This is a genomic window from Natrialba swarupiae, assembly GCF_008245225.1.
Lineage (GTDB): Archaea > Halobacteriota > Halobacteria > Halobacteriales > Natrialbaceae > Natrarchaeobius > Natrarchaeobius swarupiae.
Window position 1 is genome coordinate 74881 of record NZ_VTAW01000010.1, and the last position, 13744, is coordinate 88624.

Annotated in this window: 16 protein-coding genes and 1 pseudogene; 14 read left to right on the plus strand and 3 right to left on the minus strand. The window is 64.8% G+C overall.

Translation table 11 applies throughout. The annotated features are described in order from the left end of the window. Positions 1-2: 2 nt before the first annotated feature. From gvpF to gvpM, 7 genes are all read left to right on the plus strand, one after another. On the plus strand, positions 3-257 hold the full coding sequence (gene gvpF / locus FYC77_RS09610) for a gas vesicle protein GvpF (protein ID WP_149081289.1): 255 nt from the start codon (positions 3-5) through the stop codon (positions 255-257). Then, on the plus strand, positions 257-979 hold the full coding sequence (locus FYC77_RS09615; RefSeq protein ID WP_202911803.1) for an Hsp20/alpha crystallin family protein: 723 nt from the start codon (positions 257-259) through the stop codon (positions 977-979). The genes gvpF and FYC77_RS09615 overlap by 1 nt, the downstream gene beginning before the upstream one ends. Next, a complete protein-coding gene (locus tag FYC77_RS09620; protein WP_149081290.1) occupies positions 972-1868 on the plus strand; it encodes a hypothetical protein in 897 nt (298 codons plus the stop codon). The genes FYC77_RS09615 and FYC77_RS09620 overlap by 8 nt, the downstream gene beginning before the upstream one ends. A gap of 164 nt (positions 1869-2032) precedes the next feature. Beyond that, positions 2033-2647: a gas vesicle protein GvpJ gene (gvpJ, locus tag FYC77_RS09625; RefSeq protein ID WP_149081291.1), complete on the plus strand. Its 615-nt coding sequence runs from the start codon at positions 2033-2035 to the stop codon at positions 2645-2647. Next, complete coding sequence (locus FYC77_RS09630; protein WP_149081292.1) at positions 2644-2988, plus strand: gas vesicle protein K; 345 nt, start codon at positions 2644-2646, stop codon at positions 2986-2988. Before gvpJ ends, FYC77_RS09630 begins: the two co-directional genes overlap by 4 nt. A gap of 32 nt (positions 2989-3020) precedes the next feature. Then, complete coding sequence (gvpL, locus tag FYC77_RS09635) at positions 3021-3929, plus strand: gas vesicle protein GvpL (RefSeq protein ID WP_202911806.1); 909 nt, start codon at positions 3021-3023, stop codon at positions 3927-3929. Beyond that, positions 3926-4240, plus strand: coding sequence for a gas vesicle protein GvpM (gvpM, locus tag FYC77_RS09640; RefSeq protein ID WP_149081293.1), 315 nt, complete (start codon positions 3926-3928; stop codon positions 4238-4240). The genes gvpL and gvpM overlap by 4 nt, the downstream gene beginning before the upstream one ends. 76 nt (positions 4241-4316) lie before the next feature. Here the strand turns inward: gvpM and FYC77_RS09645 are convergent, their stop codons facing one another. Further along, the gene (locus FYC77_RS09645) at positions 4317-4532 is read right to left on the minus strand and encodes a hypothetical protein (RefSeq protein WP_149081294.1); all 216 of its coding nucleotides are present in this window, start codon (positions 4530-4532) and stop codon (positions 4317-4319) included. Positions 4533-4926: 394 nt separating this feature from the next. Next, positions 4927-5471, minus strand: a pseudogene (locus FYC77_RS09650) (Gfo/Idh/MocA family oxidoreductase). Between the two features lie 187 nt (positions 5472-5658). Between FYC77_RS09650 and FYC77_RS09655 the strand changes: the two are divergent. Next, complete coding sequence (locus FYC77_RS09655) at positions 5659-5895, plus strand: glutathione S-transferase N-terminal domain-containing protein (RefSeq protein WP_149081295.1); 237 nt, start codon at positions 5659-5661, stop codon at positions 5893-5895. 441 nt (positions 5896-6336) lie between these two features. Here FYC77_RS09655 and FYC77_RS09660 read toward each other — a convergent pair whose 3' ends face one another. Then, positions 6337-6777, minus strand: coding sequence for a hypothetical protein (locus FYC77_RS09660; RefSeq protein ID WP_149081296.1), 441 nt, complete (start codon positions 6775-6777; stop codon positions 6337-6339). Between the two features lie 149 nt (positions 6778-6926). On the opposite strand from FYC77_RS09660, the gene dnaJ reads away from it, so the two are divergent. The 6 genes from dnaJ (at position 6927) to FYC77_RS09695 (ending at position 13593) form a co-directional block, all read left to right on the plus strand. After that, the gene (dnaJ, locus tag FYC77_RS09665; RefSeq protein WP_149081297.1) at positions 6927-8084 is read left to right on the plus strand and encodes a molecular chaperone DnaJ; all 1158 of its coding nucleotides are present in this window, start codon (positions 6927-6929) and stop codon (positions 8082-8084) included. 170 nt (positions 8085-8254) lie between these two features. Then, positions 8255-8848, plus strand: coding sequence for a DJ-1/PfpI family protein (locus tag FYC77_RS09670; protein WP_149081298.1), 594 nt, complete (start codon positions 8255-8257; stop codon positions 8846-8848). A gap of 165 nt (positions 8849-9013) precedes the next feature. Then, positions 9014-9748, plus strand: coding sequence for a hypothetical protein (locus FYC77_RS09675; RefSeq protein ID WP_149081299.1), 735 nt, complete (start codon positions 9014-9016; stop codon positions 9746-9748). Between the two features lie 138 nt (positions 9749-9886). Then, positions 9887-10489: a GNAT family N-acetyltransferase gene (locus tag FYC77_RS09680; RefSeq protein ID WP_149081300.1), complete on the plus strand. Its 603-nt coding sequence runs from the start codon at positions 9887-9889 to the stop codon at positions 10487-10489. A gap of 136 nt (positions 10490-10625) precedes the next feature. Further along, the gene (locus tag FYC77_RS09685) at positions 10626-12308 is read left to right on the plus strand and encodes an acyl-CoA mutase large subunit family protein (RefSeq protein WP_149081301.1); all 1683 of its coding nucleotides are present in this window, start codon (positions 10626-10628) and stop codon (positions 12306-12308) included. 298 nt (positions 12309-12606) lie between these two features. Continuing rightward, positions 12607-13593: an ornithine cyclodeaminase family protein gene (locus tag FYC77_RS09695; RefSeq protein WP_149081302.1), complete on the plus strand. Its 987-nt coding sequence runs from the start codon at positions 12607-12609 to the stop codon at positions 13591-13593. Positions 13594-13744: the final 151 nt, after the last annotated feature.

Here is a 13744-nt window from a genome sequence, read left to right on the forward strand (position 1 = left end):
CCATGTTCGTCCTCGACGACCTCCTGTTTCGGCCGTTCGTCGGCATCGTCGACGCGATCCACACGATCGCCCTCGACGAGCTGTACGACGTCGACGGCCTCGAGGACGAACTCAAGGAAAATCAGTTGTTGTACGAACTCGGCGAGCGCTCCGAGGAGGAGTATCGGCGACGGAAGGCGGAGCTGGAGGACGAACTCGAGATCGCACGCGAGGTCCACGAACGGCTCGCGAGCGGTCGCGTGGAGGTGAAATCCTAATGACCGAAGACGATCACGATCCCGACGACCGACCCGGTGGACCGGGCGATGAGACCGAACGCAACCGCGACGAGCAGGACGACGACCACTGGCTGTCGAGCCTGTTGTCGGCGCTCGAGGGACTCGAGGAGCTCTCGGCGTCGAACCGTCGACGAAGCGGGCGGTCGGTGTTCGACGTCGACCTCTCGGTTCGCGGTGCCGACGAGGCGTCGCGAGGCGAGTCGCGGTCCGGTCGAGACCCACTGACTGGCAGTGAGCGGACGGGCCACCGTCGAGATCCACACGGTCACGAACCCAGCCGCAGACAGCGGCGAACGCGTTCCTCGAGTCGTCCGTCGGTGGCGACGCGTCGGTACGACGACGAACTGCTCGTGACGGCGGACGTCGGCGACACCGACCCCGAGGACGTGACGGTGGGGTTCGAGGATGGCACGCTCGTCGTCGGACTCGAGGGTCGCGAACTCGATCGTATCGAGGTTCCCTGGGGCGATCACACGGCCGAGGCGGGGATCAGAAACGGCGTTCTCACGGTTCGCGTCGAGCCAGGATCGAAAGAGAGGAGAGACGGCACAGCGGTCGACAGAGCCGACGACAGGGCAGGCGACGCAGGTAGCGACGGGGCAGGCGACGCAGGTAGCGACGGGACAGACGACGCAGGTAGCGACGGGACAGACGACGTCGAGGGAGACGAGACCACCGACACGGAGGTCGACGATGAGTGAGTCGTCCGCGACCGAGGACCGAGACGAGTTCGGCGACCTCCTTGAGGAGGCGACCGAACGTCTTGGAGCGCTCGAGGACCGCCTCGGCGACACGGACGCCCTCGAGGATCTCGAGGACGATACGCTCGAGTCGACGCTCGACGATCTGGAGACGCTCGGGACCGTCGCGACGGAGGCGGTGGAGTTGATCGACGCAGTCGACGTCGGAGACCTCCCGGAGGCCGTCGACGGGGACGATCTGCTCGAGGCGATCGAGATGGGCGAGATTCCGGCGGTGCTCGCGGACGACGATGCGGGCGTCGACGAACTCGTCGAGGTCGACGAACTGTTCCGGGCGATCGATCTGCTGTCGGCCTGGAACGCCTCCGATCTCGGCTCGCTCGTCGAGGAGGGCCGCGAACTCGAGGGGGCGGTCGACGATCTGGCAGACGACGGTGACGACGCGGGCGTCGTCGAGCAGGCGGCCTCAGAAGTGACGGACGAGAGTGGACTCGGCGGAGACGGAGACCTGATCGACGACGTCGATCCGTCGGACGCACTCGGCGATATCGACGTGATGGAGGACCCGGAGGCCTACCAGTTCGCCATCCAGCAGGGCGCGATGGAAGGGATCGACGCGTTCCGCGAGGCGTTGCTCGAGACCCACGCGACGTTCGAACGCCTGTACGAGTTCAACCGCGAGAAGATGCGCCGTCGAGACACGAGCGCGAACTCTCGAAATCCGACAGCGGCCTCGACGATGCCGACCGAACGGGCGGCGGTCGGAAGCGGCGTCAAACACGCGACGGTCCCCCAGTCCGTCCGGCTCTCGACGGCACCCAGCCGGACGCGGATTTACGGACAGCGCTTCGAACGCGAGCGCAAGAAACGGAGAAACGACGATGACTGACCCACCACCGCGACCGACTCGAACCAGGCGCACCGTTCGGAGAACCACCGATCTCCCCCCTCGAACGACGAAGCGAACCACGAACAGCGGGGGGATCCGATGTGCTGGTCGCGTCCCCAACTCGGCGTTCGTCGGCGAGCCAGCCATCGGCGGAGGTGGTCGGCGTGGTCGATGACTTCCAGCCGAGTCGCCAGAAGACGGACCTCGCCGAAGTCGTCGAGATGCTACTCGACAAAGGAATCGTCATCAACGCCGACATCGCCGTCTCGATCGGCGACACGCAGCTACTCGGCGTGCAGGTTCGGGCCGCGATCGCCTCGTTCGAAACCGCCGCCAAGTACGGCCTCGAGTTCCCCGAAGGGACCGACATGCGCCGGGTCGCGGCGGCGGTCGATGAGCCCGAACTCGCCGAAACGGAACGGCCGAGGCCGCCGATCGACGCGACGAGGGGCGTAAACGTCACGCCCGACGAGCGGTACGCGGACGAAACCCGGATCGAGGACGACCCCGACTCGAGCGAGAACGCGGAGGAAGCGACCGGCGGTGACGAGAGCCGCGGCGACGAGGCGAGTTTCGAACACCCGAACCGCGGAACCGAACGCCTCGGCGCGCGACCGGACCCCGAGCGGCCGACGAGCGGCGGCCTCGAGATGATCGGCGGAGACGGCGACAGCGACGAGGCCGACGACCCCGACTTGGAGGACACCGGCGCGGACGACTCCGCCGAGGGCGAGTCGGGCGACGAAACGGCGACGGCGGAAACGGAGGGGAACACGTGACACAGATCGACGTCGGCGACGGGGAGAGCGCACGCGACGGGCTCGTTACCCTGGTCGTCACCGTCGTGGAGATCCTGATCGCCGCCTTAGAGCGAGAGGCGGTTCGACGCATGGAGTCGGGTGAGCTCTCCGACGAGGAGATCGAACGTCTCGGGAGCCAACTCGCCCGGATCGAAGCCGAGATCGATCAGCTCAAACGCGACGAGGGAATCGAGGAGAGCGTCGACGATCTCCACGGCGACCTCGACGGTCTCGTCTCGGACGCGATCGAGCAGCTTCGCGGTGATCCAGACGTCGCGTCGGCACCCGGCTACTCCGTGTTCGGGGGTGATAGCGAGTGACCGACGACGGCGTGCCCGACCGGGAGACGGAGCTGAACGCCCCGAATCAGCAGTCACCGTCCGCCGCGACCGAAGCCGACGGCCCACCGGAGATCGACGAGGGTCGGTACCTCTACTGTCTCGTTCGGGCGAACGAGGGACCGTCCGTCGGCGAGAGCCTCGAGTCGACAGGCGTCGACGACGAACCGGTCTCGGTCGTCGTCGAGAACGGCATCGGTGCCGTCCTCCACAGCTGTGACGGCCTCTACGACTCGTCGGATATAGCGCAGATCAGACGCTGGCTCGTCCGCCACCAGCTGGTCGTCGACCGGGCCGGAGAAGCGTTCGGGACGCCGATTCCGTTCCAGTTCGACACGATCATCCGCGGGGACGACGAGGCCGTCCGAACCTGGCTCGACGAGGAGTCAGAGACCCTCGAGCGAGCGCTCTCGGAACTCGCCGGTCACTGGGAGTACCGCGTCGAAGTCGTCGAGACGGACCCGATCGACGACAACGAGTTGCTCGATCGCGACGACCGGCTCCAGGAGCTTCGCGACCGGATCGACGACGCCGGCGAGGGGACGGCACACCTGCTCGAGACGCAGTTCGACCGTCGCCTCTCGGAGTTGCGAGCGGCCCGTCGGGAATCGCTTTCGGACGACGTGAGAGAGCGCCTGACGGCCGAGGCACGCGAAGTGCACGCACTCGAGCGCTCGCCCACCGCGTCGCTCTCGACGGAGCTGGGAGACGAAGCCGATTCGGATACCGACCAGAACGGCGGTGAAACGCTCTGTCGACTCACCCTGCTCGCCCACGAAGACAACGAGGGCGCGATCGGTGCGATTCTCGAGGAGGTGGCCTCGACCGACGGACTCGAGGTCAGGTTCACCGGGCCGTGGCCACCGTACACCTTCGCCCCGGAGTTGGGTGATGGCGAATCGACCGGCTCTTCACAATCATGAAACCGAGAAAAGACGACGAGGCGCTCGTCGACGTACTCGACGTTCTGCTCAGGGACGGTGCGATCCTCCGGGCGGACGTGATCGTCTCGGTCGCGGACGTCCCGCTCGTCGGGATCAAACTCACCGCGGCGATCGCCGGGATGAAGACGATGACCGAGTACGGCCTCTTCGAGGAGTGGGACGTCGAACGACGCCGATCTTCGATAACCCGCCGCCAGCACGCGCCGCGTCGCTCGAGTGAGGATGGGGTCGGTCGGTCGAGGCCGAGTGAACGCGAAACGGTTGGAGGACAGAAATCGAGCGATTCGTGAGCAGATCGGGCGGCGGTGATACCCCCACTCGTTTGGGACGGTACCGTGTGTGATCTCTCCACGGCCCGATCGGCTGTCACGCGAACTTCGGACGTTCGGTCGTGAGTTCGACGTCGCCGGAGACCACCTCCTCGTCCCGATCGTCGTCGTAAACGTACTGTCCGGTCGACCCACAGAGCGTACACTCGTAGGTCTCGGATATCTCGTTTATCACCTCGCCGTTCTCGAAGTAGATGCGGCTCTGGGTGATCTGCAGGAACTGGGGGGTGTCACAGTTGGTGCAGGTGATCATACCTGACGGATAGGTTCTACCGGTTGTAGTTATCCGGCTTGTAACGGGAGGGCAACCGGTTCTACGGCTGGATTACCGCCAGTTCACCTATCGTGCTAACGAAACACACACTCGTGTGCAATACGTCGCGCGTTCGGGGTCAGATCGGGAGGTAATACCGTGTTACCTGGGAAACAAACGACACTCGGTGGAATTCTCGCCCGGAGACGATATTCCGGGAGAACGGGGCTGGCTGGCCGAAATGGAGCGTGTAAGGAGTTACTTACCGATTCTCAGGATGTGGTACCGACGAGAGAGCGACGATCACGCCCGTGGTTCCCTCGTCGATGTGGTCGTCTGTACGGTCGGATCGTGGTGCCGCGGGATGGGTCGAGATCCGCGGCGTACTCACGAGCTATCGGTCAACCCGAACCCGCTCGCCGGTTCGAGCCGCCTCGTAGGCGGCCTCCGGTAGGGCCGTCACCCGGCGCGTCTCGTGCAGTCGCCGGCGGCTCCGTCCCCTCGAGAACGCTATCGACGAACGCGTCGGCGCGAGACGGATCCTGGCGCGGATCGACGTAAGGGACGAACTCGTTGACGTCGGCGTCGATCTCGAAGACGTCGCGTGCATCGTCTAGATCGGTCGCCAGGGGCTTGTCGTAGTAGACGTGGCGGTCGTGCTCGAGCGCGGCGACGATCTGCTCGTGATGGTGAGTGTGTGGCGTTCCGATCACCACCGCGTCCAGGTCGGCCGCTTCCTCCTCGAGCAACTCGAGGGAGTCGGTGTACTGGCTCGCGTGGAACGTCGAACGTACGCCCGGTGCCGATGAGGGTGTCAGCATCGAGAACACAGAGGGCGCTCACTGCCGCGTCTTCATGGGTGTGAAACTGGCCGCCAACAGTGGTTCCGATGTATCCGAGTCCAACGATACCGACCGAATCGGTGCGATCGAACGGGATCCGTCCATACCGACGCCACCACCTCGAACCGCCTGTACGTGCGGGACTCTCTCATACGGACTGCTGTACCTGTGTCCCGCTGCTCCCGGGACCCGGTATCCGGGAGCGACGGTGATGACGTACAGTAAACCGTATCACAATTCGAACCCGTATCGCTTTCCGACCGGGTCAACAACGACGGGGTACGATGGTCACGATCTATGCCCTCGAGGGCTGTCCGTACTGTGAAACCGTCTCCGATCGACTCGACGAGGCCGACGTCGACTACGAGTGCGAGTGGGTCCCCGCGTTGCACTCCGGACGCGACGAAATCAAGCGCATCTCCGGACAGCGCGCCGTCCCGGTACTCGTCGATGAGGACCGCGGAGTCACGATGGCGGAGTCCGAAAATATCCTCGAGTACGTCGACCGGACGCTCGCCTGACGACCCGACCGCCGTCGTTTCGCACTCGGAGATGCACTTACTCGCACTCGACACCAACAACTCGATCGTGGCTGTCGAGTCCAGGCGCGTCCAGCCATACCGAGCGGTTATAGGTCGACACTATCGATTCGAACGTCGTCCCAACCGATTCGTAGCTTCGTACTATACGGACGTTACACGTCCCTTGCCGACGGTGGACGGTTGCTACTGTCTACCAACCGTCCGCATAACAATGGGGCACGCACCCGACGAATCTCCCGCGGGGATACAAGGCCCCGCCGGGTATGCGTTCGGCCCAGACATCACCGTGCTGCCAAGCCGATTGCGTGCGTTCGTGCCCGGATCGCTCGAAAGTGGACTCGCCCCCGCTTCGAGTTAGCTCATGTCTCTCACGCCGGGGCGGGCCCCGCCCCCGCCCAGGTTTCGAATTACCAGCCCGTCTCACTCGCTAGCACTCGAGTCGTCGACCTGGCGATCGGATTCCTCGAAGGCGTCGGCCAGCCACGCGTCGATGATCGCCGTGTGTACCGTCCGGAGGCCGGCGTTCTGGATCGTCCCCGCCGCCTCGAACAGTTCGCGAGCGGTCGCGACGGTTTCGGGTTCGGCTGCCAGGTAGGTGAGAACGAAATCCTCGGGATCGACCGCGTTCACGGCGTCGAAGTCGGCGGCGTCGTAGAGGGATGCGAACTCGGCGACGACCTCGGCGAGGAGGTCGTCGGTCGCGTCCGCTCCCGGATCGCCCACCGTGACGCCGGACGCTGCGGGGTCGAAGTACTCCTCGATGTCGACGACGCCGGCCCGTTCGTACAGGTAGTCGCCGAGGCGGTCGCAGACGGGCCTCGAGACGTAGACGCCGACGAGCGTGTACCGATCTTCGGTCATGCGCGACGGTTGGGCGCGCATCCCCTCAAACGTACGGCATTTCTTTCACCGGAAGCGCCACCGGGGAGATTCCGCCACTGCCCGTCGAAGCGGGGTTCATTCGGGAACGGTCGTTTCAAGTGGATCAACCGATTACCGTGTGGCAACGAATGAGCGAGGATTTCTACGACGTTCTCGGCGTGAGCCCAGACGCCTCTGCCGAGGAGATCAAACAGGCCTACCGGGAGAAGGCGACGGAGTACCATCCGGACGTCAGCGACGATCCGGACGCCGAGGAGAAGTTCAAGAAGATCCAGAAAGCAAAACAGGTTCTGACCGACGAGGAGAAGCGCCAGGCCTACGACCGGATGGGCCACGATCGCTACGAGCAGGCCGAAAAACACGGCTACGACGCCGGATCTGGCGGTGCCCGCGGCATGGGCGGCGATCCGTTCGGCGGCATGGGCGGTGGCGGCATGGGCGGCGGTCTCGGCGACATCTTCGAGCAGGTGTTCGGCGGCGGTGGCGGCCGCGGACGCCGCCGTCCACGAAAGGGTCAGGACCTCCGAACCGGCCTCGAGATCGATCTCGAGGAGGCGTTCGACGGTGCCGAAAAGCAGTTTACGATCGAACGGCCGGAAACCTGTGAGGCCTGTGACGGCGAGGGCCACCCCCCGGACGCGGACGTCAGGACCTGTCCCGAGTGTCAGGGACAGGGGCAGGTAACCCAGGTCCAGCAGACGCCGCTTGGCCGCGTCCAGCAGACGACGACGTGTCCTCGCTGTGAGGGCGAGGGGAAACTGTACTCCGAGACGTGTAGCGAGTGTCATGGCGAGGGCTACGTGCGAAACGAAACGACGCTGACCGTCGAAATTCCGCCCGGTATCCAGGACGGACAGACCCTCCGAATGGAGAGAGAGGGTGCACCCAGCCCCGAAGGTGGACCCGACGGGGACCTCCTCATCGACGTCGCGATCCGCGATCACGAGGAGTTCGAACGTGAAGGCGACGACCTGCGCTTCCGGCTTCCGATCTCGTTCCCGCAGGGGACGTTCGGCGACAACGTCGAGGTCCCGACGCTCGATGGTGCGGCGGAGTTCGAGATTCCACGCGGTACCCAAAGCGGCGAGGTCTTCCGCCTCGAGGGAAAGGGCATGCCCCGCCTGCGCGGACGCGGCCAGGGTGACCTCTACGTCCAGGTCCAGATCGTCACGCCCCAGTCGCTCAACGACGAACAGCGCGAGGCCCTCGAGGCGTTCGCCGAAGCCGGCGGCGACGAGATCGAAGTCAAGGAGGGGTTCTTCGAGAAGATCAAGCGAGCGTTCTAGACGATCGGTTCTCGTTCCGTTCTCACCACTAGTGCTTTGGCACGCCCACACTACAGCGTCGAATTCGGTGGTGTGGTTCGAGTCGACGCTTGTCGAAGTACTAGCACCGTCCCAACTGGCGACACGTAAAATTAAGTCCGTCCTCGTTGATCGAACCTGTGGAGTTTCCGATGACAGAACGACAGATACTGCTCCTCGCAGGCGACTTCGTCGAGGACTACGAGATTATGGTACCGTTTCAGGCGCTACAGATGGTCGGACACGACGTCCACGCGGTGTGTCCCGAAAAGGAGGCCGGTGACGTCTGTCCTACGGCGGTCCACGACTTCGAGGGCGACCAGACCTACACCGAGAAGCCGGGGCACAACTTCGAACTGACCCACGACTTCGATTCGATCGATCCCGAGGAGTACGACGCGCTCGTCATTCCCGGCGGGCGCGCGCCGGAGTATCTCCGAACGTACGACGAGGTACTCGAGATCGTCCAACACTTCTTCGAGGCGGAGAAACCCGTCGCCGCGCTCTGTCACGGCGTCCAGCTACTCGCCGCCGCGGACGTCCTCGAGGGGCGAACCTGTACCGGCTATCCGGCCCTCGAGACCGACGTCCGCCTCGGCGGTGCGGAGTGGGCCGACGGCGTCACCCGCGACGAAACCCTCGTGACTGGGCAGGCCTGGCCCGACCATCCCGAGTGGCTCGCAGAGTTCCTCGAAGTGCTCGGGACCGACATCGACCACGCCGAACCGGCCGCTGCGGACGATTGATACGGTCTGCGATGACTGATTGGCGGTCGATCGCTCGTCGGTCTGCGATCGACCGGTACCGACTCGTCGCGGTCCGTATGGTACGGTCTGCTGTAACTGGTTGTCACCGCACCCGAACGGACGCGAGTCGGCGTGCTTTTTTGCTCCGAGCGAGCACCTCGAGGTATGACCGTCGCGACCGTCGACGACCTGCTCGCCCGCGACCGCCGCGACGAACGGACGGTACTGATCGACGCGACGGGCCGGTCGTTCGACGCCCACTGGTTCTGTACGACGTCCTGGAAGGCCGGCAACTTCCTCCGGCACGCGGGCGTCCGCGAGGGCGTCACCGTCGGCGTCGTCGGCGAGGGCCCGCTCGCGCTGTTTGCGTTCCTCGGGACGACGCTGCTCGAGGGACGGACCCGATTCGGTCCCCCGACGGACCTCGCGGACGACGACGAGTTCCGGGCGCTCGTCGCCCCAGTCGACGACCTCGAGTCCGACCGGTACGACCTCCCGCGGGGTGCCCAGCGCGTCGGCTACGGCGACGCGCCCGCCGAACCGGGAATTCATCACTTCGACGCCGGCCTCTGGAGCGAAAACCCCTCCTTCCCGCCGCTGTCGATCGATCCCGACACCGAGATCCTGACCGACGGCAACCGAACCGTAAGCCACGGCGACGTCCTCGCGGCCGCGCGTACGATCGTCCAGGAGTACGGCATCGGGGCGGGCGATCGGGTCGTCGTCCACGAGTCGCTTACAGACCCTCGAGTCGTCACGGCAGGCGTGATCGCACCGCTGCTCGCGAACAGCGTAATCGTCCTGACCGACGGCAACGTCGATCCCCGATACGAGTTCGCCGTCTCGAGTTCGCCGGACTCCGACCGGACGCCGATCGATCCAACGACGGTCTCGTTTTGAGCGTCGATCGGCGCAATCCCGAGATCGATCCGTACCCGACAGCAGTCCGTCCGAATCGAGGGACGCGACTCCCGACGGCGTCCTCGCCGTGACGGTGACCCGCAAACCCTTTTGCCCGCACGTGCCCTACGTCGAAGTATGTACGTGCGGGACGCGAAAAACAGGGAAGAAGTCTGGTTGCTCGACCACATCGAGTCGATGGGGCTCGACGACACGGCGTTCCGCTCGCGCGACTACGTCGTCGCGATCGACGAGGAGTCCGGCGAAAAGGCCGGATTCGGGCGAATCCGCGTCCACAAGTTCGGCCCCGACTCGGACGACGACGAAATCCACGAGGTCTGCGAACTGACCAGCATCGGCGTCCTCGAGGGATGGCGCGAACAAGGCGTCGGGGCCCACGTCGTCGAGCGCCTCGTCGAGTACGCGAGCGACCAGGGGTTCGAGACCGTCTACACGCTGACCGGCGAGGGCGGCTACCTCGCCCAGTTTGGCTTCCAGCGCATCGACGAATCTCGACTGCCGGAGCCGCTCCAACGGCGCCTCGAGGAAAAACGGGACGGCGTCGATCCCGATGCGAAGCCGCTCGCGATCGACGTCGTGGAGTTCCGAATGCCGGATCGGCTTCGAGAGGCGTTCAAGCGAGCACCGGAGGGACGGGAGGAAGCCTCGACCGACGAGACGCCCGAGGACTTCGGCATCGATCCCGACTCGGCGACCTACAAGTACGACACCGGCCGCTGACGCGGGTCGACCGATTTCGCGATGACGCCGTGGCTGTCTCTTTTGTCCCTCCAACCGTCGGCTCGGGTTAGATGTCCAACAGGTTAGAGAATCAGGTCACCAACCTTCAAGCACCGTCATCCCCTCCGTTCCGACAATGTTCGACCCCGACGAGCTCGAGGAGATCCGCGCGGGTCACGAGCAGTGGCACGAGGAGTCGGTCGAGCCGGTGATTGATCGGTTCGGCGAGCGAAAGGAGACGTTCACGACGGATACGGGGGGCCAGGAGGTCGACCGGCTGTATACGCCCGCCGACGTCGGCGATCTGGACTATCAGGACGATCTAGGAAACCCAGGCGAACCACCGTACACCCGCGGCGTCTACTCGACGGGCTATCGCGGTCGGCTGTGGACGATGCGTCAGTACGCCGGCTTCTCGACGCCCGAAGACACCAACGAGCGGTATCACTACCTGCTCGATCAAGGCCAGACGGGGCTCTCGATGGCGTTCGACCTACCGACGCAGATGGGATACGACTCGGACGACGCGATGGCCGCCGGCGAGGTCGGCAAGGCTGGCGTCGCGATCGACTCGCTTTCCGATATGGAGACGGTGTTCGACGGCATCCCGCTCGACGAGGTGTCGACGTCGATGACGATCAACGCGCCAGCGTCCGTGTTACTCGCGATGTACATCGCGGTCGGTGACGAGCAGGGCGTCGACCGCGCGGAGTTGCGAGGCACGATCCAGAACGATCTCCTGAAGGAGTACATCGCACGCAACACCTACATCTATCCGCCGGAGCCGTCGATGCGGATCATCACCGACATCTTCGAGTTCTGTGCCGCGGAGACGCCGAAATTCAACACGATCTCGATCTCCGGCTACCACATCCGCGAGGCTGGTTCGACCGCAGCACAGGAACTCGCCTTTACCCTCGGCAACGGCATCGAGTACGTCGAGGCAGCGATCGACGCCGGGCTCGACGTCGACGAGTTCGCACCCCAGCTCTCCTTTTTCTTCAACGGTCACAACAACATCTTCGAGGAAGTCGCGAAGTTCCGTGCCGCCCGCCGAATGTGGCACGACATCATGGAAGAGCGCTTCGACGCGCAAAACCCCAAATCCAAACAGCTCAAATTCCACACCCAGACCGCAGGCTCGATGCTGACCGCCCAACAGATCGAGAACAACGTCGTCCGCGTCGCGTATCAGGCGCTTGCGGCGGTTCTGGGAGGCACCCAGAGTCTCCACACCAACGGCAAAGACGAGGCGCTCGCACTGCCAACGGAGGAATCCGTCCGTACGGCCCTGCGAACGCAGCAGATCCTCGCTCACGAATCCGGCGCGGCCGACACGGTCGATCCCCTCGCCGGCAGCTACTACGTCGAGTCGCTGACCGACGAGGTCGAAGCCGACGCGTACGACATCCTCGAGGCGGTCGACGAGCGGGGCGGCATGCTCGAGGCCGCCGATCAGCAGTGGGTCCAACGCCAGATCCAGGATACGGCGTTCGACCGCCAGAAGGAGATCGAGTCGGGCGAACGGATCATCGTCGGCGTCAACGAGTTCGAGGTCGACGAAGACCCCGAGATGGACGTCCAGGAAGTCACCGAGGAAGACCAAAGACGCCAGATCGATCACCTCGAGTCCGTTCGCGAGGAACGCGACGACGAGGCCGTCGAGGCGACCCTCGAAGCGCTACGCGAGACCGCCCGCGGCGACGAGAACCTGATGCCGGCGATCATCGACGCCGTGAAGGCGTACGCGACGGTCGGTGAGATCTGTACCGTCCTCCGCGAGGAGTTCGGCGAGTACCAGCCCGGAACCGCGATCTAGTACTTCGACAAGCGTCGACTCGGACCACACCACCGAATTCGACCCTGTAGTGTGGGCGTGCCAAAGCACTAGTCGATCCGACCGTCGACTCGTTCTCATCTGCACCCAGAACGAGTACTCCGATCGATCCGACGGTGGTGACGTCTCGCTCGTTAGCGATGCGTCGGGCGGCCAGATCGTCGGTAGCGAGCGTTCCGTCGCGTTGGATCACGCCGCGAACCGTGCTCTGTTCAACGGCCACACAATCGACATTCCAATCTGCGATCACACTCAAGTCGACGGACGAGGATGTTCGAATATGGTTCGCGTCCTCTCGGACTCGGATGTCGCGTCGGTGCTCGACCTCGAGGCGTTGCTTCCGATCGTCGCAGACGCCTTCGAGCGCCAGTACGTCGGGGCTGTCACCCGGCCGGATCGCCCTCACTACCCGATCGGAACCGGGCTCAACCCGGACCAGCCGACGGAGCCGACCGGAACTGGCCTCTGTATGCCTGCGTACGTCCACGGAGCGAGCTACACTGCGACGAAACTCGTGACGGTCTGTGCGGACAACGCCGAACGCGGATTGCCGACCGTTACGGCCCAGATCTCACTCGCCGACGCGGAGACCGGTCAACCCGCCGGCTACCTGGCGGGAAACCGGATCACCAGCGCCCGGACCGGCTGTATTGGCGGACTAGCCGCCCGGGAACTCGCCGTCGACGGATCGATCGATCTGGCGGTGATCGGTGCCGGCACACAGGCCCGCTGGCAGACCAGAGCGATCGCCGCCGCGATCGGCTCCGCCCTCAACTCCGTTCGGATCTACGCGCCGAGCGACTCACGATTCGAGTGTGCGGCCGACCTCTCTGCCGAGATCGACGCTCCCGTCGACTCCGTCTCGAGCCCCCACGAAGCCGTCGACGGTGCGACCATCGTCGTTACGGCGACGACCAGCGCGGACCCGGTGTTTCCCGGCGACACGCTCGCTGCGGGCACGCTCGTGGTCGCCGTCGGCGCGTACACCCCCGAGATGCAGGAACTGGACGCGACGACGATCGAACGGGCGGATCGCGTCTTCGGAGACGTTCCCGACGAGGCCGCAGAAACCGGCGATCTACGCGAGTATCCCGATCTCGAGGTGGCGCCGTTCGGCGGCGTCCACGCGGGCGAGTTCGGTCGGCACTCGGACGACGAGATCCTCGTCCTCGAGTCGGTCGGATCCGCGGTTCTCGACGCGGCGACCGCAGAGTACGTCTTGGATCGAGCGGACGAGGCGGAAATCGGAACGACGGTTTTATTATAAGTCGGTCGGTACGAGACCAGCAATCGGACGGTACCGATCGCGGCCGATTCCTCGGCCACGACACTGAAATACGGGCTTCGCAAAGTAGTTGCTGACTGTCCGTCGATGTTCAACACGAAGGCCGCCTCTCCCGGAGGCGACGAGACGTCGA

What these genes read in the sequence shown, in the direction of transcription:
- gvpF (WP_149081289.1), top strand. Translation starts at nt 3, where the DNA reads ATGTTCGTCCTCGACGACCTCCTGTTTCGGCCGTTCGTCGGCATCGTC.
- FYC77_RS09615 (WP_202911803.1), top strand. Translation starts at nt 257, where the DNA reads ATGACCGAAGACGATCACGATCCCGACGACCGACCCGGTGGACCGGGC.
- FYC77_RS09620 (WP_149081290.1), top strand. Translation starts at nt 972, where the DNA reads ATGAGTGAGTCGTCCGCGACCGAGGACCGAGACGAGTTCGGCGACCTC.
- gvpM (WP_149081293.1), top strand. Translation starts at nt 3,926, where the DNA reads ATGAAACCGAGAAAAGACGACGAGGCGCTCGTCGACGTACTCGACGTT.
- FYC77_RS09645 (WP_149081294.1), bottom strand. Translation starts at nt 4,532, where the DNA reads ATGATCACCTGCACCAACTGTGACACCCCCCAGTTCCTGCAGATCACC.
- FYC77_RS09655 (WP_149081295.1), top strand. Translation starts at nt 5,659, where the DNA reads ATGGTCACGATCTATGCCCTCGAGGGCTGTCCGTACTGTGAAACCGTC.
- FYC77_RS09660 (WP_149081296.1), bottom strand. Translation starts at nt 6,777, where the DNA reads ATGACCGAAGATCGGTACACGCTCGTCGGCGTCTACGTCTCGAGGCCC.
- dnaJ (WP_149081297.1), top strand. Translation starts at nt 6,927, where the DNA reads ATGAGCGAGGATTTCTACGACGTTCTCGGCGTGAGCCCAGACGCCTCT.
- FYC77_RS09670 (WP_149081298.1), top strand. Translation starts at nt 8,255, where the DNA reads ATGACAGAACGACAGATACTGCTCCTCGCAGGCGACTTCGTCGAGGAC.
- FYC77_RS09675 (WP_149081299.1), top strand. Translation starts at nt 9,014, where the DNA reads ATGACCGTCGCGACCGTCGACGACCTGCTCGCCCGCGACCGCCGCGAC.
- FYC77_RS09680 (WP_149081300.1), top strand. Translation starts at nt 9,887, where the DNA reads ATGTACGTGCGGGACGCGAAAAACAGGGAAGAAGTCTGGTTGCTCGAC.
- FYC77_RS09685 (WP_149081301.1), top strand. Translation starts at nt 10,626, where the DNA reads ATGTTCGACCCCGACGAGCTCGAGGAGATCCGCGCGGGTCACGAGCAG.
- FYC77_RS09695 (WP_149081302.1), top strand. Translation starts at nt 12,607, where the DNA reads ATGGTTCGCGTCCTCTCGGACTCGGATGTCGCGTCGGTGCTCGACCTC.